Raw genomic sequence first — 20,334 nt, 5'->3', positions numbered from 1 at the left:
TACCGGGCGAGCGACCTCGTCGGCGACCGCGACAATATCGAGGATTTCTCGATTGCCGAGGGCGACAAGGTCGATCTTTCCGAAGTGGCCAGCTTCTATGGCTGGACCGCCGGGGAGCTGATGGATCGGCTGAGCTTCCGCGACACGTCCGGCGGCGATCTGCAGCTCAAGATCGACCTGCCGAGCGGCACGACCTCCTTTGCGCTGGTGCGCAATATGGATGCGAACAGCTTCCTCGCCGCCGGTTCGATCATCCTCGATAGCGGTCCGCCGCCGGGCAGGTTGTTCCTTGGCAGCACCGGAGATGACGTGTTGACCGGCGGCGCGGGCAATGATCTGCTCGAAGGCGACGAAGGCATCGACACGCTCGACGGGCTGGCGGGCAGCGATACCTTCATCTTCGCACGGGGCGCGCTCGACGGGGCTACCGATGTGATCAATGGTTTCGATGCGAGCAGCGAGGGTGACCGGGTGGATATCTCCTTCCTGACCACGGGGTACGGCTGGAGCGAAGCGGAGGCGCGGTCCTATACCTCGCTTACCGAGCATGCGGAGGGCGTCTACCTTTCCATCGATGCCCCGGAGTTCCAGTCTACCCTGGCCGATTTCCGAGGGATCAGCGCTGCGGGGATCACGTTTGACGATATCGTCTTCGTCTGATGCGTCATCGAGGCCGGAACGCGGAGCTTGAGGCTCCTTTATCGCGGCGCGCGCGCACCGGGAGGTCGTCTCTGCGCGGCGTCCGGACGGAGCGGGACGCGGATCTGCTGCCGCGCCCGCCCGCGCCCGGCATCGCCTTGCTCTTTGCGCTGCTCCTGCTCTCTGTGCTGGCCTATGCGCTGCTGAACCACAAATATTTCCTGATCGGCCGGTTCATGCAGGACACGATGCTCTGGGCGGATGCGGTCTATCGCCTGAGTCTCGGCCAGCAGATACACAGCGATTTTCACACGCCCATCGGGGCGCTGATGTTCCTTGTGCCCGCCGGGTTCTATGAGCTGACCGGCTCGATGGGTCTGGCGCTGAAGGCCAGCCTCTTCGCTTTCGGCTGCCTGACCCTTGCGACGGGGCTATGCCTGACGCTCGGGCGGTTGCCGATGGCGATGGCGCTGCTGCTGGCCGCCTTCTGCACCCTTGCGGTGAGCAGTCCCATGATGTTCGGAGGCGGTCACCGTGACCTGACGATGGCGCTTCATTACAACCGGATTGGCTGGGTGTTCCTGCTGTTGACAGCCACCGCGCTGCTGCCGCGACGGCGCTCCACGCGGGGGCTCGAATTGCTCGACGGGTGGATCCTGGCACTGCTCGGTATCGTGCTGTTCTTCGCCAAGATCTCCTTCTTTCTGACCTTTCTGGGGCTGATCGTCCTGGGCCTGCTGGCCTTTGGCGCCAAACGGGTCTTCTGGGTTGCGCTGGCGCTGCTCGCCCTCGGCCTGATCGGCGTTGCGCTGCTCTTCAGCGATCTCTTCCTCGGTTACATAGCCGACGTCATGGCGGTGATCTCCGTCAGCGGCGGACGGATCAAGCCGATGTCGGAATTCCTGTCGATCAAGGGCGAGATATTCCTCTTTCTCGCGGGCTGCGTCTTCCTTCTCCATGCCCTGCGACTCTATCGTCTTCTCCCCGATCCGAAACTGATGTTGCGAACGTCGCTGGTGCTCGGCGCCGTGCTTCTCGCGAGTTTGATGAATTTCAACCAGAATTTTCAGTATCAATACCTGCTGACCCTGGCGTTTCCCTGGCTCTGGGCGGCCAATGTCATCTATGTGAACGGCGATCAAAGCCCGAGGTTCAGGCAACCCCGCGCGGCGCTTTCGCTCGTATCGGCGGTGTTCATTCTCGCCATATTGAGTGTGCCGATGGTGGATTGGGCACGCGGGCTGCGTGTGCTGGCAAAGCCGCCGCCGCGTGGCGAGGAGATGCTCTATTATCCCGGCGCGCTCGATGGTCTCGTGCAGAACCGGCAATCCAGCGCGTTGCATGAAAGTTTCGCGGCCGGTGACGATTTTCCCCTGTCGATCGAAGCCTTCCAGGACCAAATCCTGCCGCGCCTGTCAATGATCTACTGGCGCAACAGCGTTCTGGCCCAAAGCTACCTGTCCGGTCTCGCACTGCTGAAACCGGTGCGTCACGCAGCTCCGAAATTGCGGATCGAAAGTATAGATTTCATGAATCCCTTTCCGATGCTGACGCGGACGATTCCGCCGAAAGGGGTCATGATCGCGCGGTCTCTACGCGAGATCGACTTCGCCAATCCGCCGGACCCGTCCAAGATCCTCAGCGATGCGCAGATCGTGATGGTGCCCCGATATCCCCAAGATCGCCAGGTCAGCCATGACCTGCTCTGCGCTTACGAAACCTATCTGTCAGAAAAATTCGTGGCACAGGCGATGAATGGGTATTGGTACCTGCTCATCCGCAGGGAAACGCTGCCAAATTCCTTGGCATCGCCCGTCGCGGAGGCCGTGAGCTGGGCGGCACGGTGTCGGTAAAAACGGGGAGTGAGCCTGCGACAGGTCGGGCTGATACCGCTCTTTCGCAATGCTCTCAGCATGGTCTTGCAACAGCGCCACCCGGGGCAAAGACCCCGGGTGGCATTGTCAGGGGATTTCCCGTCAGAGAATCCAGGCGTCGGCTTCGACGAAGTTCTGGGTCTCCACACCGTGCAGCACGGCCAGGACATGGCTTTCGCCATCGAGGTCCAGGGTTATGCGCATCCCCGGCTTGATGTCACGGACCGAGATAGCGTCCTCCATTCCGGCAGCGTCCAGACCATAGCTGCTGGCGATCGAAGAGAGATCGACCTTGTCGCCCTGGGCCAGCGAGAAGTCCATCACCTCGTTGCGATAGCCGTCAAGCGCATCCGTGTCGAAGAGGAAGACATCTGCCCCTTCCCCACCGAAGAGCTTGTCCTTGCCGGCACCACCTTCGATGATCTCGTCCGCGCTCGATCCCTGCAGGGTATCGCGGCCGCTCGATCCCTCGATCACCTGAGAGGGGGCCACACCCTGATTGCCGTTGTTGTTCGGCAGCTCCGGCTTGACTTCGACCTCGGGCTTGTCGCCATCAGTGTTCTCGCCCTTCTCCGGCTTGGTTGCCGGCTTTTCGAGATCGTCCTTGTCACCGTCCGTTTCGGGCGTTTCTACATCGCCAGTCTCCGGCTTCTCATCGACATCAGGCTCCGGCTTGGATTCGGGCTTGGGCTCCGGTTTTGGCTCGGGCTTCGGTTCCGGTTTTGACTCGGGCTTCGGTTTCGGCTTGGCGTTCGAATCGTCACCATTGTCACCCGCGACACCGCCGCCCTGGCCATTCTCCGCGAACCAGCCAAGGTTGTTGATGCCCGGATCAGGATATTCGGACAGCGCGTATTGATCGAGCGCACCTTCGGCAAAACCTTCGAGTTTGATCTCGATGATGACGGGGTGCTGATCACCGGTCATACGATCGGTGATCCAGTTCACCACGGGGCTGACCCAGCTGCCATCGGCCTTCTGGAACGCACCATGGGTCGAAAGGAATTCGTCCCGGGTGAAATCCTTCTGGCGTGCCTCGTTCCCGCTGCCGAAATTGACGTCGATGCCTTCGAAATCCTTGCTGCTGCCAGTGCCTTTCGGGGTCTTGGCAATCACGTATTCGTTGAACCGGCGCGGGCCGACCGAATCCGTGATCGTGCCGGTGAAGGAGATCGACCCGTCTTTCGGTCCGATCGTCAGATCCGCACCTTCATTCGGGGTGAAGGTCACTTCCGACTTCTCGGTGAGGTCCGATTTGCTGAAGATCAGCGGCTTGGGATCGGCATAGTCGATACCGTGCTTCTTCTGGTAGTAATCGAGCAACTCGTTCCGCACCCCGCCGTCGGTGGCGTTCTTCATCAGGTCGAACTGGTCGAAATCCTTCTTCACGTTGTTGAAGGTCGTATCGATCAGCACCACTTCGTGGTTCACCGCATGGCTCTTGTAGCCGGTGTCGAAACCGTGGAAATCGACATTGTTGAAGACCACCGAGGAGGTCTTGCGCGCGATCGAGAAACCCTCGTTGCTGCCGTGCCAGACCGAATCCATGAACTGATAATTCGATGCGTAATTGTCGAGCCGAACGGCATTGTCGACATTATAGACATCGAAGTTGCGCACCACGCTCATGGTATCGGTATCGTCTGAGGTCTGGCGGTGGAACACCCGGAATCCGGTATGCGCGTTGATCACCGTGTTGTCGTTGAAATCGACGAGCGCCGGTTCCTCGTGGTCGATCGCGACATCGAAGGGCGAGGGATCATAGGCGAGCTGTTCACGGTCGAACATCTTGCGATGCGCGCCGTCCTGCGTCGGCCCGAGCTCGAAATCTTCCCGTCCGCTGAAGTTCCAGCCGATCCGCGCGTTGGCGGCGATGTTGCCGGACTGGGTGATTACCCGCGACTGGTTCTCATAGGCAGCGCCTTCATCGCCGGGCTGGGCGTGGCGCCCCTCGGCATCGAGCACGTCGTAATCGGCAACGGAGGAAACCAGGTTGTCGTTCCACGCGCCGGTTTCGCTTCCGGATTCCGAAGCAATGCCGGAGCCGACCGTGTCATAGACGATGTTGTTGATGACCATGGCGTGGCTCTGGTGCTGGGTGATGCCCCAGCCCGGGCTGCCGTTGACCGCGTTGCCCTCGAGCATCGAAGGGGCGGAATCGGGCTCGTCGCCGATCATGTGCAGGTGCAGCGGATAGCGGCCGATCGGGTTGTCTTCGGTGCCGGTGGTGCGGCTGCTGTCGGTGCGACCCATGTCCTCGAAGGCAGCGAAGCGTACCGCATTGGCCTCACCGTCGGCATTGGCCATGCCGTTGTGCAGCATCACGTGACCGCGCGTACCTTCGGGATTTTCCGACGTGAAGGTCACGTTGCGGGACAGGTTGCCGATATAGGCGTCGGCGTCGATACCTGCGGGCGGCTCGTGGTTGTGGGACAGCGCCTTATCGAGGCTGATCACATCGCCGGAAACCTTGGTGATGGTGCGCTCTTCGTCCTTGCTGCCGTTTCCGGTGCCTACCAGCAGAACGGTATCGCCCACTTTCCAGTTCTGCAGGGAGCCGTCGACCTTGACCGACGTGGCACCCGCCTTGGCACCGCCTTTGAGGGTGAGGTGGCTTTCCTTTTCCGCGCCCTGGATCTCTACCTCGCCAAAGGCTACGAGACCGTGGCTCAGCTGGCCGGGATCTGCGGCCTTGTCGATCGACGTATCCCGGAAGGTGATCGTCGCGTCATGCTGGGCAGCCAGCGCGCCATCGGCCGTACCGATTTCGAGCTTGGACCCATGTCCGGTCACGATGGTTTCCACGAGCATCTCGGTGGACATGTCCTTTGCCCAGCTCAGCGTGCCATCGACGCGAACCGTCTCAAGTGCAACCTCGTTGTCCACGTCATAGGTGACCGCGACATTCTTGGGGATATAGACCTGCGCGTCGGTACCGGGGACCTTGCCGCCTGCCCAGGTCTTGGGGTCGGACCAATCGCCGGATTTCACGGCTGTATGGGTAGCATTCTTGCTACTGGCCAAGCTTTCTGCTTGCTCCATATGGGTCGTCATGCTAGCTTCGTTCATTGATTTTATTGCCTTCTTCACGTCACCCCTTGTTGGGATGATCGGATTTCACGTTCGTTGTCGACGCCTGGCGATGGGCTGCATCGACCAAGCGTTTTTCGTCGCCCGGCGATGCTTTCGGCGGACGTTTCATGAGGGTGGGAGCCGCTGAACTGCCTTTCAGCGGCGGTGCTCTTTCAGATCTTCAGTTCAACTGCTCGGGTCTTCGTTCCTCGCTCAATTCGCAGCGTCGCCGCCTTGTTGATGACACGGACCTTTAAAGTAATCGCTAACGACCGAAACCTTGATTGTTTCCGAAGCCGCAACAACGCGAACATCAGCCAGTTGGCAGAGATCATGACAGCGGCAACCTGCCGATTCGAATGAAGGTCAAGTTTACGTCGGGTTTAATCCTCGTTTGGGGGATGGACATCGGAAGGAAAGTCAGTAGGCAGGCCGGTTCGCGCGTTTCCGGGCAGGTCAACCCCCCGGATTTCCCCTCTATAAAGGCAAATCTCCACCAAACACGGCTGACTTCTCCCATGCCGATAAGTCATCGATTCGAATCCCGAGGAGCGCGAAAAGATCGTTTCTTCGCGTCTGACGATGTCGTCATCGTTGCTTTTCCGGCGCGCCGGGTGCTACGTTTCCCGGATAGTTTATTCGCATATCTTCCAGGCAATTACCTTTGCAACAATGGGTTTTTCATCGTCACTGGGCGTCGACGCTGCTGTTATGCGCGGGCATCGGCGGCATCTACCTCGTCGGCATCCTCAGCCGCTCCATCTGGTATGACGAGGCCATCACCCTGCAGTCGCTCTCCGGACAGCGGCTGGCGGCTCAGGAATTCGGATTCGTCGATATCGGCGCCCTGAAGACCTTTGTGACCGGTACGACATCGCTTCCGGAATTGATTCGACGCTACATCGAAACCGATGTGCACCCTCCGCTCTATTTCATCCTTGCCCATGCGGCGACGCTGATCTTCGGCACACAGCTTGTCGTTGTGCGGGGTCTGTCGCTGGTGCTCGTGTTGTTCTCCGCGCTCCTCTACAGGCGGTTGCTGGGACAGGTCGGGGAAAGGACGGGCCTCGGGGTGATGCTGGTCTATGCGCTCTCCTTCGCCGCGATTACCACGGCGCAGGATGCGCGGGGCTATGCGCTGGTATTGCTGCTGGTGATCCTGGCGTGGCGGCTGCTGATCCTCGCCGCCCGGTGCGGGAGCGGGCAAGGTCGTTTCAGGATCGATTTCCTGCTCGGCCTGACCTGCGGCGGCCTGCTCCTGACCCATTACTTCGCGCTCTTCGTCGTCCTGCCGCTGTTGGGATGGCGGATGATCGAAACGACGCGGAACCGCGATCCGGCGGGGCTGATCGCACCGCTGGTCTGCGCCTGCGTCTTTGCACCCTGGTTGCCGGTCATGCTTGAGCATCTGGGCGCGCGGCCCGAGCAAATGGCCGGGTTTCAAGGCGTATTGCCCTGGTCGAAACGGATGATGTTGCTGCTCCCCGCCCAGGTGATCTCCGCAACCCATGGCGGTTTTCCCGACATCTTGCAGAATGCCCTGCGCGGTGTCGTCCTGCTGCTGATGCTGATCGGAACGCTGCGGATCATGCTGCATCCCGCCCCGGCGCCGGAAAGGCGCGGCCTGGAGCATATCGCGGTGTTCGTCCCGGCCGCCGGGCTTCTCTGTTTCCTGCTGGTCTCGATATTGCTCGACCGCTGGTTCGATACCTTCCGCTACCTTCTCTTCTTCGCGCCCTTTCTCTGTTATCTCGCCGCCCGTGGCGCGCTGCTGGTCGGTACCGTTCTGGCCTCACCCTTCGGCCGCAAAGCCTATGTCGCGGCATCGCCGCTGGTGATCCTGATTGCGGTGCAACTTGCCATGGCCAATTTTGGCTACGAGACCAACCGCAACCGCGGCGGTGCCTACTTCAAGTCCATAGCGCATCAGCTGCGCTCGGTCGGCGTACGGGACAGTCTCGTCATCATTGATCCGGGGAACGGCCGCGGCACGCTGCTCGCCGCCGCGCAGGCCCTGCCCGAGGAAAACGCGGCCTATGTCCTGCCCCGCGATCCGGCACAATGGGCAGAGTCCGCCGAGAGGCTTGCGCCGCAGCTGGCCGAACTCAAGATGGTTCTGCTTGTTTTCACCATCACGCGCGGCAACATGGAATCCGACAAGACGCTGCTGTATGATCCGATCGTGCAGACGCTCGAAGCAGCCGGTTTCATCGGCGCAGAGGAGCCTCCCGTGCCGCACGGCAGACGTTTTTACGCGAAATGGGAGAGACCTGATGGAAATAGTTGAGCTCGCGGACTCGCCGCGCCCGCCGCGCCCGGCCCGGGTCGTCGATCCGCTGATCTCCCTGGTCGTGCCCTGCTACGCCGAGAGCGAGACCGTCGGCCTGTTCATCGAGGCGGTGGACAAGGCCCTGCCCGACAAGCGGCTCGAGTATGTTTTCGTCAACGATGGCAGCCCGGATGACACGCTGGACAAGCTGCTCGCCTTCTGCAGGCGGGACCCGCGCGTCGTGGTCGTCGATCTCAGCCGCAATTTCGGCAAGGAGGCGGCGATGAGCGCCGGAATCGACGCGGCAACCGGTGATGTCGTCATCCCGATGGATGCGGATCTGCAGGATCCGCCCGAGGTGATCCACGACTTTCTCGATCGCTGGAACCATGGCTATGACGTCGTCTATGGCATCCGCAACGACCGCAACAGCGACACCCGCAGCAAGAGAATGACCGCCAATCTGTTCTACCGGCTGTTCAATCGTCTCGCCGAAACCGAGATCCCCCGCGACGTCGGCGATTTCAGATTGATGGACCGGGTTGTCGTGGATGCGGTCAAATCCATGCCCGAGCGCACCCGGTTCATGAAGGGAATCTTCGCCTGGGTCGGTTTCCCCTCCATCGGTGTCGGCTATGTGCGCGCCCATCGCGCGGCCGGGACCACCAAGTTCAATTACTGGCGGCTCTGGAATTTCGCGCTCGAAGGTCTGGTCAGCTTCTCGACCCTGCCGCTGCGGATATGGACCTACATCGGCATGAGCGTGGCGCTTGGCTCGGTGATCTTTGCCCTGGTCATCGTTTTGCGCACATTGGTCTTCGGACGCGACGTTCCGGGCTATGCCTCCATCATGACCGCGGTGCTCTTCCTCGGTGGCGTGCAGTTGATTTCGCTCGGCGTGATCGGGGAATACATGTCGCGACTGTTTTTGGAGAGCAAGCAGCGCCCCCTTTACCTGCTTCAGGGAATCTATCGGGAAGGCAAGCATGTTCAGAAACCGCAATAGCCTGAGCGAGCTCCTCGGCGCGCTGCGCTTCGCCATCGTCGGTGCCGGTGCGACCCTGGTGCATCTGCTCTGCGCTCAGTTGGCGCTGGCGACGGGCGTCGTGCCGCTGGCGCTTTCCAATGTCATTGGCTTCGCCGTGGCCTTCGTCGCGGGGTTTGCCGGTCATCAATATTACACCTTCGCCGGGACGGCGCCGCTGGCACGGGCATTCCGACGCTACGGCATCATCGCGCTTGTCGGCTTCCTCATCAACAACGTCGTGCTGTTCGGCCTGGTCGCGGCGGGCATCGTCAGCAAGGCCACCGCGCTCAGCATCGCCATCCTGATCGTGCCTGTCGGGACCTTCCTCGCCAGCCGGTTCTGGGGTTTCCTCGCGACCGAGCCCTAGGCCCGACAGCACTCATTCGGCCGCGATCTTTTCCCTGACATCCGCCAGCTGCGGGTCCTGCATCACCGGGTCGGTGGTCCAGCGCAGCAGGACCATCCGCTCCAGCTTCTCGATCGACCATTCGACATTGGGCTGGTTGAACGCGGCGAGGAAGGGAATGACATCGTTGTAGCCGAACCAGTCGGACCACCAGCTGCGCGGCGCGAGGAACAGGCCGGATGGATAGGCCTGAACCACCATGCCGAGCGATTCCTCGGTACTGATCAGCGGACGACCGTTGCGCGGGTCGGTCGCGAATTCCACCTCCCCCATCTCCGGCAGCCAGTTGCGGCTATAGGTCAGATCGAACCGCCCGCGATGATAGATCGTTTCCATGTCATTCGTGACCACGATCACCCTGTCCTCACCATCGTAATCGTCAAGCACGGCGAAGACCTCGTCGAACTGGGCCTGGGGTTCCCGGTGCAGCGCGCCGCCGATGACATCCTTGAAAGTCTGCATCACCGCCGACTGGGCAAACATGGCAAAGAGCAGGACGCCGATCAGCACGAAACCGGTCAGCGCGCGCGCCCTCCCGTTTCCGACGATCCCGGCGATTGCATTTCTGATGCGACGGAGAATTGGCGGCAGCACCGCCTGCAGGCCCATCGCCCACAGCGCGAAAAGGAACGGAGAGAGGTAATAGATATGCCGGATATTCTGCACACCCGCGAAGGAATGGGCCAGCAGTCCGAAGGCCGCGATAAACGCGCAGAACCCCGCCGGGCGCAGCCGGTCATGGATGGCAAAGACCGCGATCACCGGTGTCAGGGGCCAGAGCACCGGGTAGAGATCGCGCAGCGCCCGGTGATAGCCGGTCGGGTCGCGATCCCAGGGCGAACTGCGATAGGCGGCCCAGCTGTCCTGCACCATACCCGTGGCAAAACCGGCCACCGCGAGAACCAGAAGCGCGGCAAGGACGCCGAAAATGAGACCCCGGCTCTGGCGCAGCAGCAAGGGGAGAAGCACGGTCAGCGCTGCCCAGAGCGCGATCGCCATGGCCCCGACCAGCGTGCTGTCCTGAAACTGCAGCGCCAGGAACATCATCGTCCCGCTGAGAAGCAGCATCAGCAGACGACGGGCCGTCGTCGCATCCGGGCGGAACAGGTCATAGGCCGCGATCGCCCCGACAAAGAAGATCAGCCCGTGCAGCGCATAGAATCGCACGAGCTGCGACAGGTAGATGCCGTTCGGCCAGAAGATCACGCAAAGCGCCACGATCCACCCCGCCAAAGGTCCGGCGATGCAGCGTGTCCAGATGCTCACGCCCACCGCCAGCAGCGCCCCGAAAAGAACATTCGGCAGGCGCGCCATCGCGACATCGGGGCCCCCTGTCAGATCGAAGACCCAGCTGGTGAAGATCGTATAGAGCGGCGCGCGGGTATAGGCGCCCTGATAGATGTCCAGGCTCCCGTCCTGCGACCGGCTCGTCGCCGCCAGCAGGTGATAATATTCGTCGTAATAGATCGCCCCGTCGAGCTGCGTGAGACGCAGGGCGACAGCGACAACGAAGAGTCCAAGCGCGAAGACCACGGTGCCGCTGAGGGCAGGCGTTACATTTTGGGTATGACCGTCTAAACCCGAAATTGGTTGGGTCATCGTTGGGCCTCCAAGAATAACGACGTTATCAAAAAAGCTCCGCATATAGGCGGTTTCACGGTCAGCCATGGCGTATTTCGGCATGGCAGGTGCCGCCCGGGTCAAACACCCTTGGTTTTTCTCAATAATGGTCCAAAACCGCGACCGGGCGCAACAAATTTCCCGTAATCCGTCCGATCTGATCGGGAATTATCCGCCTCGACTGGGCCACCGCCGGGCGCCGCATCCCCTTCTCCGCCGCCTGACCCCCGCGTTATTCCGCCATCCCGCCCAGCATTTCCGCCTCGTCGAGCACGCTGTCGAGCCTGCTCAGGAGCATCTGCACATCCTCCGCCTCGATGCTCAGCGGCGGGCGGATCTTGAGGATATTGTCATCCGGCCCTTCGCAGCCGATGAGGATCCGGCGCTCGCGCATCCGGTTCTTCACGTAATCGGCCAGTGCGGTCGCCGGGGCACGGCTGTCGCGGTCGCGGACCAGATCGACGCCGATGAACAGACCATAACCGCGCACGTCCCCGATCGAGACATGCCGCTCCTGCAACGCGCGCAGCCCGTCGAGCAGCAGATCGCCCATGGTGCGGGCATTTTCCATCAGCCCTTCGTCATCGACGATGTCGAGCACTTCCTTGCCCATCCGGCAGGACAACGTTGAGCCGCCGAAGGTTGAGAAATACTCCGGCCCCTTGGCAAATTCGGCCGCGATTTCGGGGGTAGTCACGACAACTCCAAGCGGATGACCGTTGCCGATCGGCTTGCCGAGCACCACGATGTCGGGCAGCGCCCCTTGTTCCTCGAACCCGAAGTAATATTCCCCGAGCCGTCCCAGCCCGGTCTGCACCTCATCGGCGATACAGATACCGCCCGCTGCGCGGATGCGCCGATAGACTGCGGCCAGATACCCTTGCGGCGGAATGATCTGGCCGCCGACGCTGGGGAAGGTCTCGGCGATGAACCCGGCCAGCCTGCCGCCGCGCGCGGCGATCGCCGCCAGCGCATCATCGACCTGCGCTGCGTATTTCTCGGCCCTGTGCGGATCGTCACGCCGGTAACTACCCCGATATTCATCGGCGACTTCGACGAGCTGCACCCAATCCGGCTGCCCCTGCCCGCCCGGCGCGTTGAACTTGTAGGCCGAAAGGTCCATCGCCCCGGTGGTATTGCCGTGATAGCCGTGATCCGGCGTGATCATGTCGCGCCCGCCGCTGGCCGCGCGGGCCAGCCGCAGCGCCAGCTCGTTGGCCTCGGAACCGGAATTGACGAAGAAACATACCGACAGCGGCGCGGGCAGCTTGCTGGTGATCTTCTCGGCAAAGGCGGTCTGTGCCGGGTGCAGATAGCGGGTGTTGGAATTCATCCGCCGCAGCTGATCCGCCGCCACCGCCTGAATGCGCGGATGCGCGTGGCCGACATGGGGCACGTTGTTATAGGCGTCGAGATAGGGTCGCCCCCATTGGTCGAACAGGTGATGCCGCCAGCCGCGCAGCAGCATCACCGGATCGGCATAGGAGAGCTTGAGATTGGCGCCGAAGCGCTCCCGCCGCTCGGCATGCACGTCTTTCGTGCTGAGCGTCTCATAGGCCACCTTGGCATCCGGCAGGTTGAGCAGCATCGCCGGGTTCGGGCAGAGCGCGCGCCAGAGATACATCTCATCCGGGTCGCCAACGCCGGGCCAGTCCGCGCCCATGCCCTCGATGCTCAGCGCCAGCTGGAAATGCACATGCGGCGCCCAGCCGCCCGATTGGGTCACGTCACCCATCTGCGCCAGCTTCTCGCCCCTGGCAATGCGCTGCCCGACCTTGAGGCGGGTGCAGATCTCCGGGTTGAGATGGCCATAGAGGGTGTAGAAATCATCGCCCGCTTCTGTCTCATGGCGCAGGATCATCACCCCGCCGTAATCAAGATGCGCGGTGCGGTTTTCCAGCATATGCACCACCCCGTCGAGCGGCGCGTAAAGCGCGGTCTGCGCCGGGGCGAAAACATCGACCGCCAGATGCACGCTGCGGCGGTCCGAGGCTTTCCACGGTCCCTTGCGAAACGCCGGGGCGGTGTAGATCAGCCGGGGTTCGTCATAATATCCCAACCAGATCTCGTGCTGGGCACCATAGGCGGCACCGATCGTCGCGGCCTCGGCCAGCGGCAGGTCGAAAGGGTTCTGCGGCTCGGCGGAATTTTCCACCGAGAGCGAGCCCATCGGCGCCGCTGCCAGATCGCACCCCAGCAGCGGCGCGAAACTGCCGCGCTGTGTGGTCAGCCATTCCATCACCCGCGCCGCCGCTTCGGTGACCGGCAGACCGCAGGCCGAGCGCAGCCGTGCGTTGATCAGCCCGGCGTTGACCCTGTCGCTCTCCAGAAAATCCCAGGCCGGTTTCTGCGAGATCACCACATAGGGATCGTCGGGGTTTTCTACCGCCATCAGCGTGGAATTAACGACGCTCACCGCCAGCCGCATCCGGAGCAGCGGCCAGATCATGTCCACCTCTGCACCGCTCAGCGGATAGGCCGCATGATAGCCCGCCACCACGGCCGCCAGCGCAGCTTCCGGGTCTTCCTGCCCCAGCACCATATACGCACAGGTAATCGCCAGGTCGCAGATCCGCGGGCTGGCGCACATGTCGCCAAGGTCGATCACCCCGGACACCTTCGCAGGGGAGGTCAGGGAACCGGTGACGATGACGTTGTAATCGTTGACGTCATTGTGGATCGCCACCTGCGGCAGCGCGTCGAGCTCCGGTTTGATGGCGCGGAATTCGGCAAGGATAGTCTCCACGAGCGCGCGGCGTCGCGGATCGGCAATCGCCGCCAGATCCTCGGCGATCCATTCGCCCTGCGTGAGGTTCCATTTGAAATTCCGTTGCAGCGCCGCATGGGTGAAATCCGCCAACGCCCGGTCCATCGCGCCGATTGTCCGGCCAACCTCTTCAAGCAGGGACGGGCTCTGCGGGCGGAACGTGGCATAGACGCGGCCCTCGACCTTTTCCAGCAGCCAAACCAGCCGCGTCTCTCCCGCCCCATCCGATACATGGGCGAATAGCTCGCCCTCCCTTGTCCGCACGATACCGGGGATCGGCAGACCCGGCGCCCGGTCGCGGATATGTTCGAAGGCGCGGCATTGCAGGTCGATGAACCCGGCTTCGCAGCCCGGGCGCATGACCTTCAGCACATGGCCGGGGCTGCTTTCGACCATGAAATTAAGGTCGTATTCACCATCCAGCGGCACAAGACGCGCCTTGATGCCCCAAAGCTGCGCCAGAACCTGCTGCCAATGTGCACTCATCTTATCCACCCGCCTGCGTGAAATCATTCAACCCTGCCGCATGCCTAGCAGCGCATCCCCGTGACCGGAAGATCGATTGTCGCGATGCCTGCCCGGCCGGGAAGCGTCATGCTATGCCCCGAACGCATGCCCGCTATGGCGACGGGGCCGATTGACCGGCGCCGCGCCGGGGCCTAGATGCGGAGCAGGACCAGCACCGTGATGGCGTCACGGGAAGTCTGTGTCCCCGTTCACAACAACCTGTCCTGAACGCCCGGAATAGGGCCGCGTCGCTGCGCGGCCCCGTTATTTTTGGAGATATCGTCATGGTCGCCAACACCGCCATCATTCCCGCCGCGCCCCTTGCGGGGCTGCGCGCCAACCGCAGCCTCCTGCTGATGATCGCGGCGATGCTGATGCTGCCGCTCGGGGATGCGCTCAGCAAGCTGCTGACCGGGGTGCTCTCGCCCTCGCATGTGGTGATGTGGCGGCTCTTGGCACAGGCCGCCTTCATGGCGCCCATCGCCTTCGTTCTGCGCAACCGCCTGCGCGGGGCGATGTTCTCGCCGATCATCGCGCTTTCCGGGGCGCTGGTGATCGTCACACTGTCGAGCCTCGTCGTCGCCTTCGCGAGCATGCCGGTGGCCACGGTGATCGCCATCTTCTTCGTCGAGCCGCTGTTGCTGACCGTGCTGGCCGGACCGCTGCTGGGCGAGAAGGCCGGGCCGCGGCGGCTGATCGCGGTCGGCGTCGGGCTGATCGGCGCGCTGGTGGTGATCCGCCCGGGCGGTTCCGATTTCGGCTGGATGACCGTGCTGCCGGCACTGGCGGCGCTGAGCTATGCGCTCAACATGATCGTGCTCAAACGTGCCACGGCGACTCGATCGGGGCTGACCGTGCAATGCGGCGCGACGCTCTACGCCGCCGCCGGGATGGTCCTGTTTGTCGCGCTGACCGGTCTCGAGGCCCCCGCGTCGATCCTGCCCGATGCGGGCTGGGCCTGGGGCGCGCTGATCGCCATCGGGGCGCTGACCGGTGCCAGCCATCTGCTGATCGCCGAAGCCTTCCGTCATGCCGAGGCCAGCAGCCTCGCGCCGTTTCAATATGTCGAGATCCTCGGCGCCACCGCGGCGGGTTACCTGCTGTTCGGCGATTTCCCGGATCGCTTCACCTGGATCGGTATCGCGATCATCCTCGCCTCGGGGCTCTATGTCTTCCAGCGCGAGGGCGTTTCCGACACCGCCGCGCCGCGGCGTCGGCGCGGCGTGCGCTGAAGGTTTCGGGCGTGCCGGGGCTGCGGTCCCGGCACAAGTCGTTGCATCGTGAGCCTTTACAGGGTCAACGTGCGGCTTGCCTGTCCTTTTGATCAGGTTTAGCACTCTCCCTGTCATTAGCTGGTGAGGAGACCCGCATGTCGAAATTTTCCTGTACATCCCTTTTCGCAAGCAGCGCCGCGATGTTCGGCCTCGTGCTTTCCGCCGGTGCCGTCGCGGCACAGACCGAGGTCAAGCTCGGCTATGCGCTGGCACCGGATTCCCATTACGGCGTCGGTGCGGCCGCCTTTCAGGAGGTCGTCGAGGCCGAGACCGACGGGGAATTCACCTTCAAGCATTTCCCCTCCTCCGGGCTCGGCGGTGAGCGCGAGGTGATCGAGGGGCTGCAGATCGGCACGATCGAGGCGACCATCGTTTCCTCCGGCACGCTGGCGAATTTCGTCCCCGAGACCGGCGTCTTCGACATCCCCTTCCTGTTCCGCGATCTCGACCATGCCCGCCGGGTGCTCGACGGGGAGGTCGGTGACGAGATCCTCGCCAAGTTCGACGACGTCGGCCTGCATGCGCTGGCCTGGGGCGAGCAGGGCTTCCGCCACATCACCAACAACCGCAACCAGATCGCCAAGCCCGAAGACGTGGCCGGGCTGAAGATCCGCACCATGGAGAACCCGGTGCATCTGGAGGCCTTCGAGACGCTCGGCGCCGCGCCGACCCCGATGGCCTGGCCCGAGGTGATCTCTTCCTTGCAGCAGGGCGTGATCGACGGACAGGAAAACCCGCTCTCGGTGATCGTCTCGGTGAAGCTTGACGAGGTGCAGGAATATCTGACCCTGTCGGGCCACGTTTATTCGCCCGCGATGCTGCTGGTCTCCAAGCCGTTCTGGGACGGGTTGAGCGACGCGCACAAGGCAGCGTTCGAAAAGGGCGCCGAAGCTGCGGTCGCGGCGATGCGCGGTTTCGTCGATGATGTCGAGGCCAGCGGCGTTGCCACGCTGAAGGAGCGCGGCATGGAGGTCGGCACCCTGAGCGCCGAACAGAAAGCGGCCTTCCAGCAGGCGGTGCAGCCGGCCTACGAGAGCTATTACAAGCAATACGACAAGGACGTGATCGACCGGATCATCGCCACCGAGTGATCCGCGCTCACTGACCGAAGGCACGGAGCGGCCCCGCGCGGGTGGCTCCGTCCCGCGATCCGAAAGGAACCTCCCCTTGCGCCGAGCCGAAGCCCTTTTCGTGGCCCTGAACCGCTGGGCGGTGATTGCGATGCTCGCGGGCATGGCACTGGTCGTGGGGGCCAATGTCGCCCTGCGTTACACCACCAACCACTCGCTGCCCTGGGCCGACGAGGTGGCCCGTTACCTGATGATCTGGATGACCTTCACCGGTGCCGGGCTGGCCCTGCGCCGCGGCGGCCATGTGGCGATCACTAATTTGCAGGACGTGCTGCCCAGCCCGGCGCAGATCGCCCTGCGCGGGGCCATCGTGCTGAGCTTGCTGGCGTTTTTCGTCTTCATGATCGTCACCGGCTATGAATACATGACCCGGATGCAATATCAGCGCAGCCCGGCGCTGCGCCTGCCGTTCAAATATGTCTATGCGGCCATGCCGATCGGCTTTGCCCTTCTGAGCGTGCATCTGTTGCTGATCGCCCGCCCGCTGATCGCGCTCGGTCACTACCGCGACGCGCCGCGGACAGACGGCCCTTCAGCAACCGGAGCCGCCAGTGGCTGAAATCCTCTTTCCCGCCCTGTTCCTGCTGATGGCGCTCGGCCTGCCCGTCGCCTTTGCCATGGCGATCTCGGTCTTTCTGGCGCTGAGCCTGGGCAGCAGCTATCCGAAGATCGTCGTGGTGAAGGAGATGTTCGCCGGGCTCGATTCCTTCCCGCTGCTGGCGGTGCCCTTCTTCGTGCTCGCCGCCGAGCTGATGACCGGCGGCGCCATCACCCATCACCTCCTGCGCTTCGCCAGCCAGTTCGTCGGCCATCTGCGCGGCGGGCTCGGCCATGCCAATGTGATCTCATCGACGCTGTTTGCCGGGATTTCCGGCTCCGCGCTGGCCGATGCCGCCGGACCCGGCGCGATGATGGTGCGGATGATGGAAAAGGGCGGCTATGACCGCGCCTATGCCGGGGCGCTGACGATTTCGAGCGCCGTCGTCGGACCGATCATCCCGCCCTCGATCACCATGATCATCTACGCGATGCAGGATCAGCAGGTCTCGGTCGTGTCGCTGTTCATGGCCGGCATCCTGCCCGGGCTGCTGATCACCGCCGCGATGCTCGCCACCAATGCGATCATGTCGGCAAGGCGCGGCTATCGCGGCGCCGACACGCGGCCCGGCGCGGGCGAGATGCTGCGCACCAGCGCCATGGCCCTGCCAGCCCTGATGCTGATCGTTCTGGTGGTCGGCGGCATCCGCTTCGGCATCTTCACCCCGACGGAAGCCTCGGTGATCGCGGTGTTCTACGCGCTGACCTGCGGCATGTTCATCTATCGCTCGCTGCGCCTGCGCGACCTGCCTGAGATCATCCTGCGCGCCGCGCTCGTCAGCTCGGCGGTATTGCTGATCCTCGGCGCGGCGCGGGCCTTCGCCTGGGTGCTGATCATCGAGGGCATCCCGCAGGATCTCGCTGCCACGATCATCGGCTGGGATCTTTCGCCGGTGATGTTCCTGCTGGCGGTCAACGTGCTGCTGCTGCTCTTCGGCCTGTTCATGGATCCGCTGCCCGGCGTACTGATCCTGGTGCCGATCCTCGCGCCGATCAGCCATGCGCTTGGGATCGACCCCAATCATTTCGCCATCGTGGTGATCGTCAACCTGACGATGGGGCTGGCGACGCCGCCGGTCGGAGCGCTGATCTTCGTCGTCTCCGGCGCAACGCAGATGCGCCCGGCAGCGCTGGTCCGCGAGCTGCCGCCGTTCTTCCTCGCCTCCATCGCGGTGCTGTTGCTGCTGACCTTCATCCCGGCGCTCTCCACCTGGCTGCCGCAGGTCAGCGGGCTTTGAACCCCGGCGCGAGAAGCGCTCAGTCGAGCGCGATATTGTCGATCAGCCGCACATCATCGAGCCATGCCGCCACGAAGAGCCGACGCGGCCGACCGGCATCCTCCGCCGGGGACAGGTCATCGACATGGCGCATCTCGAGATAGTCAATCGGCCCGAAACCGGCCGCCAGCAATGCCGCGCGGGCCTTTTCCAGCGCGCCTTTCTCGCCCCTGCCGATCGCCTCTGCCGTCTCGCGCAGGATCCGGTGCAGCACCGGCGCCACCTGCCGCGCCTGCGTTCCGAGCCGCAGATTGCGCGATGACAGGGCCAGCCCATCGGCCTCGCGGATCGTCTCGCAGGGGATGATCTTCGCCTTGAGATCGAGATCCTCGACCAGCCGACGCACCACCTGCACCTGCTGGAAATCCTTCTCGCCGAAATAGGCGCGGTCGGCATCGCATTGCAGCAGCAACTTCGTGACTACCGTGGCAACCCCGTCGAAATGACCGGGCCGGTCGGCGCCGCAGAGCGCCTCGCTGATGCCCGAGACGCTGATATTGGTGGCAAAGCCCGCCGGATAGATCTGATCCGGCTCGGGGATATAGAGCACGTCGATATCAAAGGGCGCGAGTTTTTCGGCATCGCTCTCCTCGGTGCGCGGGTATTTCTCCAGATCCGAGGCCTGGTTGAACTGGCGCGGATTGACGAAGAGCGTCACGATCACCCGGTCGTTCTGCGCCTTGGCGGCCTCCACTAGGCTCAGATGCCCCGCATGCAGCGCGCCCATGGTCGGCACCACGCCGATGCTCTCCGCCGCCGCGCGCCAATCTTCGGTCAGCGCGCGCAGCTCGGATTTCTTGCGGATAATCTTCATGTCTTCGGGCTTCCTTCGGAAAACACATGCTCCTTAGTGGGAAATTCCCGGCTGCGCACCTCTTCTGCATAGCTGCGGATCGCGGTGGCGGCGTCCTGCGCCAGATCCCCGTAGCGCTTGACGAATTTCGGCTGGAAGGCGTTGAACAGCCCGAGCATGTCATCGATCACCAGGATCTGTCCGTCACATCCCGCCGAGGCGCCGATGCCGATTGTCGGGATCGCCAGCGTTTCGGTGATCTCATCCGCGAGGTCGGCGATCACCTTCTCCAGCACGATGGCAAAGGCCCCCGCCTCCGCCACCGCACGCGCATCGGCGATCACCCGGTCGCGGTCCTCGCCGCGCCCTTGCACCTTGTAACCGCCCAGCGTGTTGACCGATTGCGGCGTCAGCCCGACATGGCCCATCACGGGTATACCACGCGCCACCAGGAAGCGGATCGTCTCCGCCATATGGCGGCCACCCTCCAGCTTGACCGCCGCCGCCCCGGTCTCGCCCATCAGCCGCGCGGCATTGCGAAACGCCTGTTCGGCGCTTTCCTCGTAGCTGCCGAAGGGCATGTCGATGACCAGCATCGCCCGTTCGAGCCCCCGCGCCACCGCCTGCCCGTGCATGATCATCATCTCAAGGCTAACCGGCAGGGTCGAGGGCAACCCGTGCAGCACCATGCCGACGGAATCCCCGACCAGCACCACATCGCATTCCGCGTCGGCAAGCTGGGCGACAGGGGTGGTATAGGCCGTCAGGCAGACCAGCGGCACCTCTCCCTTGCGGGCACGGATGTCACTCGGCGTGAGGCTCGGTTGCGGGGCGGATCGGCTCATAACATGTCGTCCTTTCGTGGTGCCGCGGCGGGCGGATAGCGCGCATTTGAACGGTTTGCTCCGTAAAATACAGCGCTCAACCCGGATGACGTAAAGTCTCTGGTCACATTTGTCCGCTTATCTGGTCCCATGATGCCCCTGTCCACCTTTGCGCCTACTCGCCGTCTGTGTCGCGCACCGCCATGCTTGCGGAAGAATGCAGGATTCTTAGACGGCACTTTACCCAGGGGCAAGCAG

The 20,334-nt window shown here is 63.1% G+C and carries 14 protein-coding genes; 9 read left to right on the top strand and 5 right to left on the bottom strand.

Annotated elements, in window-relative coordinates:
• Positions 1-660: type I secretion C-terminal target domain-containing protein (locus tag ACFSUD_RS11220; RefSeq protein ID WP_386374415.1), on the top strand; the 660-nt coding region annotated here is incomplete at its 5' end.
• Between the two features lie 137 nt (positions 661-797).
• Positions 798-2,492: a hypothetical protein gene (locus ACFSUD_RS11215; protein WP_386374413.1), complete on the top strand. Its 1,695-nt coding sequence runs from the start codon at positions 798-800 to the stop codon at positions 2,490-2,492.
• 123 nt (positions 2,493-2,615) lie between these two features.
• Here the strand turns inward: ACFSUD_RS11215 and ACFSUD_RS11210 are convergent, their stop codons facing one another.
• Positions 2,616-5,537, bottom strand: a complete 2,922-nt coding sequence (locus ACFSUD_RS11210) for a G8 domain-containing protein (RefSeq protein ID WP_386374411.1) — start codon at positions 5,535-5,537, stop codon at positions 2,616-2,618.
• A gap of 712 nt (positions 5,538-6,249) precedes the next feature.
• Here ACFSUD_RS11210 and ACFSUD_RS11205 point away from each other — a divergent pair.
• The 3 genes from ACFSUD_RS11205 to ACFSUD_RS11195 are packed head-to-tail and all read left to right on the top strand — an operon-like array spanning position 6,250 to position 9,248.
• A complete protein-coding gene (locus ACFSUD_RS11205) occupies positions 6,250-7,872 on the top strand; it encodes a glycosyltransferase family 39 protein (protein WP_386374409.1) in 1,623 nt (540 codons plus the stop codon).
• Positions 7,859-8,860, top strand: coding sequence for a glycosyltransferase family 2 protein (locus ACFSUD_RS11200; protein WP_386374407.1), 1,002 nt, complete (start codon positions 7,859-7,861; stop codon positions 8,858-8,860). The genes ACFSUD_RS11205 and ACFSUD_RS11200 overlap by 14 nt, the downstream gene beginning before the upstream one ends.
• Positions 8,841-9,248 carry a GtrA family protein gene (locus ACFSUD_RS11195; RefSeq protein ID WP_386374405.1) on the top strand — a complete coding sequence of 136 codons (408 nt, stop codon included), beginning with the start codon at positions 8,841-8,843 and terminating at the stop codon, positions 9,246-9,248. Before ACFSUD_RS11200 ends, ACFSUD_RS11195 begins: the two co-directional genes overlap by 20 nt.
• Positions 9,249-9,260: 12 nt before the next feature.
• Here the strand turns inward: ACFSUD_RS11195 and ACFSUD_RS11190 are convergent, their stop codons facing one another.
• Together ACFSUD_RS11190 and ACFSUD_RS11185 are read right to left on the bottom strand one after the other, a co-directional pair.
• Positions 9,261-10,886 (bottom strand): ArnT family glycosyltransferase, encoded by a 1,626-nt coding sequence (locus tag ACFSUD_RS11190; RefSeq protein WP_386374403.1) that lies wholly within the window; start codon positions 10,884-10,886, stop codon positions 9,261-9,263.
• A gap of 253 nt (positions 10,887-11,139) precedes the next feature.
• The gene (locus ACFSUD_RS11185) at positions 11,140-14,187 is read right to left on the bottom strand and encodes an aminotransferase class III-fold pyridoxal phosphate-dependent enzyme (protein ID WP_386374401.1); all 3,048 of its coding nucleotides are present in this window, start codon (positions 14,185-14,187) and stop codon (positions 11,140-11,142) included.
• Positions 14,188-14,537: 350 nt separating this feature from the next.
• On the opposite strand from ACFSUD_RS11185, the gene ACFSUD_RS11180 reads away from it, so the two are divergent.
• From ACFSUD_RS11180 to ACFSUD_RS11165, 4 genes are all read left to right on the top strand, one after another.
• Positions 14,538-15,413 carry a DMT family transporter gene (locus ACFSUD_RS11180; protein WP_386374425.1) on the top strand — a complete coding sequence of 292 codons (876 nt, stop codon included), beginning with the start codon at positions 14,538-14,540 and terminating at the stop codon, positions 15,411-15,413.
• Between the two features lie 182 nt (positions 15,414-15,595).
• Entirely contained in the window at positions 15,596-16,546 is a 951-nt protein-coding gene (locus ACFSUD_RS11175) for a TRAP transporter substrate-binding protein (protein WP_386374423.1), read from the top strand.
• A gap of 76 nt (positions 16,547-16,622) precedes the next feature.
• Positions 16,623-17,144, top strand: coding sequence for a TRAP transporter small permease (locus ACFSUD_RS11170; RefSeq protein WP_386374400.1), 522 nt, complete (start codon positions 16,623-16,625; stop codon positions 17,142-17,144).
• A complete protein-coding gene (locus tag ACFSUD_RS11165; protein WP_386374398.1) occupies positions 17,137-18,420 on the top strand; it encodes a TRAP transporter large permease in 1,284 nt (427 codons plus the stop codon). Before ACFSUD_RS11170 ends, ACFSUD_RS11165 begins: the two co-directional genes overlap by 8 nt.
• A 19-nt stretch (positions 18,421-18,439) precedes the next feature.
• Here the strand turns inward: ACFSUD_RS11165 and panC are convergent, their stop codons facing one another.
• Together panC and panB are read right to left on the bottom strand one after the other, a co-directional pair.
• The gene (gene panC, locus ACFSUD_RS11160; protein ID WP_386374396.1) at positions 18,440-19,273 is read right to left on the bottom strand and encodes a pantoate--beta-alanine ligase; all 834 of its coding nucleotides are present in this window, start codon (positions 19,271-19,273) and stop codon (positions 18,440-18,442) included.
• Entirely contained in the window at positions 19,270-20,097 is an 828-nt protein-coding gene (gene panB, locus ACFSUD_RS11155; protein ID WP_386374394.1) for a 3-methyl-2-oxobutanoate hydroxymethyltransferase, read from the bottom strand. The genes panC and panB overlap by 4 nt, the downstream gene beginning before the upstream one ends.
• Positions 20,098-20,334: the final 237 nt, after the last annotated feature.

Source organism: Sulfitobacter aestuarii, assembly GCF_042685005.1.
In the GTDB taxonomy this organism is placed as follows: Bacteria; Pseudomonadota; Alphaproteobacteria; order Rhodobacterales; family Rhodobacteraceae; genus Sulfitobacter; species Sulfitobacter aestuarii.
This window is presented reverse-complemented; position numbering and strand designations above follow the sequence as displayed.

Bases quoted from the DNA above. Each gene is read 5' to 3' on its own strand.
- ACFSUD_RS11200 (WP_386374407.1), top strand. From the start codon at position 7,859: ATGGAAATAGTTGAGCTCGCGGACTCGCCGCGCCCGCCGCGCCCGGCC.
- ACFSUD_RS11195 (WP_386374405.1), top strand. From the start codon at position 8,841: ATGTTCAGAAACCGCAATAGCCTGAGCGAGCTCCTCGGCGCGCTGCGC.
- ACFSUD_RS11190 (WP_386374403.1), bottom strand. From the start codon at position 10,886: ATGACCCAACCAATTTCGGGTTTAGACGGTCATACCCAAAATGTAACG.
- ACFSUD_RS11185 (WP_386374401.1), bottom strand. From the start codon at position 14,187: ATGATTTCACGCAGGCGGGTGGATAAGATGAGTGCACATTGGCAGCAG.
- ACFSUD_RS11180 (WP_386374425.1), top strand. From the start codon at position 14,538: ATGATCGCGGCGATGCTGATGCTGCCGCTCGGGGATGCGCTCAGCAAG.
- ACFSUD_RS11175 (WP_386374423.1), top strand. From the start codon at position 15,596: ATGTTCGGCCTCGTGCTTTCCGCCGGTGCCGTCGCGGCACAGACCGAG.
- panC (WP_386374396.1), bottom strand. From the start codon at position 19,273: ATGAAGATTATCCGCAAGAAATCCGAGCTGCGCGCGCTGACCGAAGAT.
- panB (WP_386374394.1), bottom strand. From the start codon at position 20,097: ATGAGCCGATCCGCCCCGCAACCGAGCCTCACGCCGAGTGACATCCGT.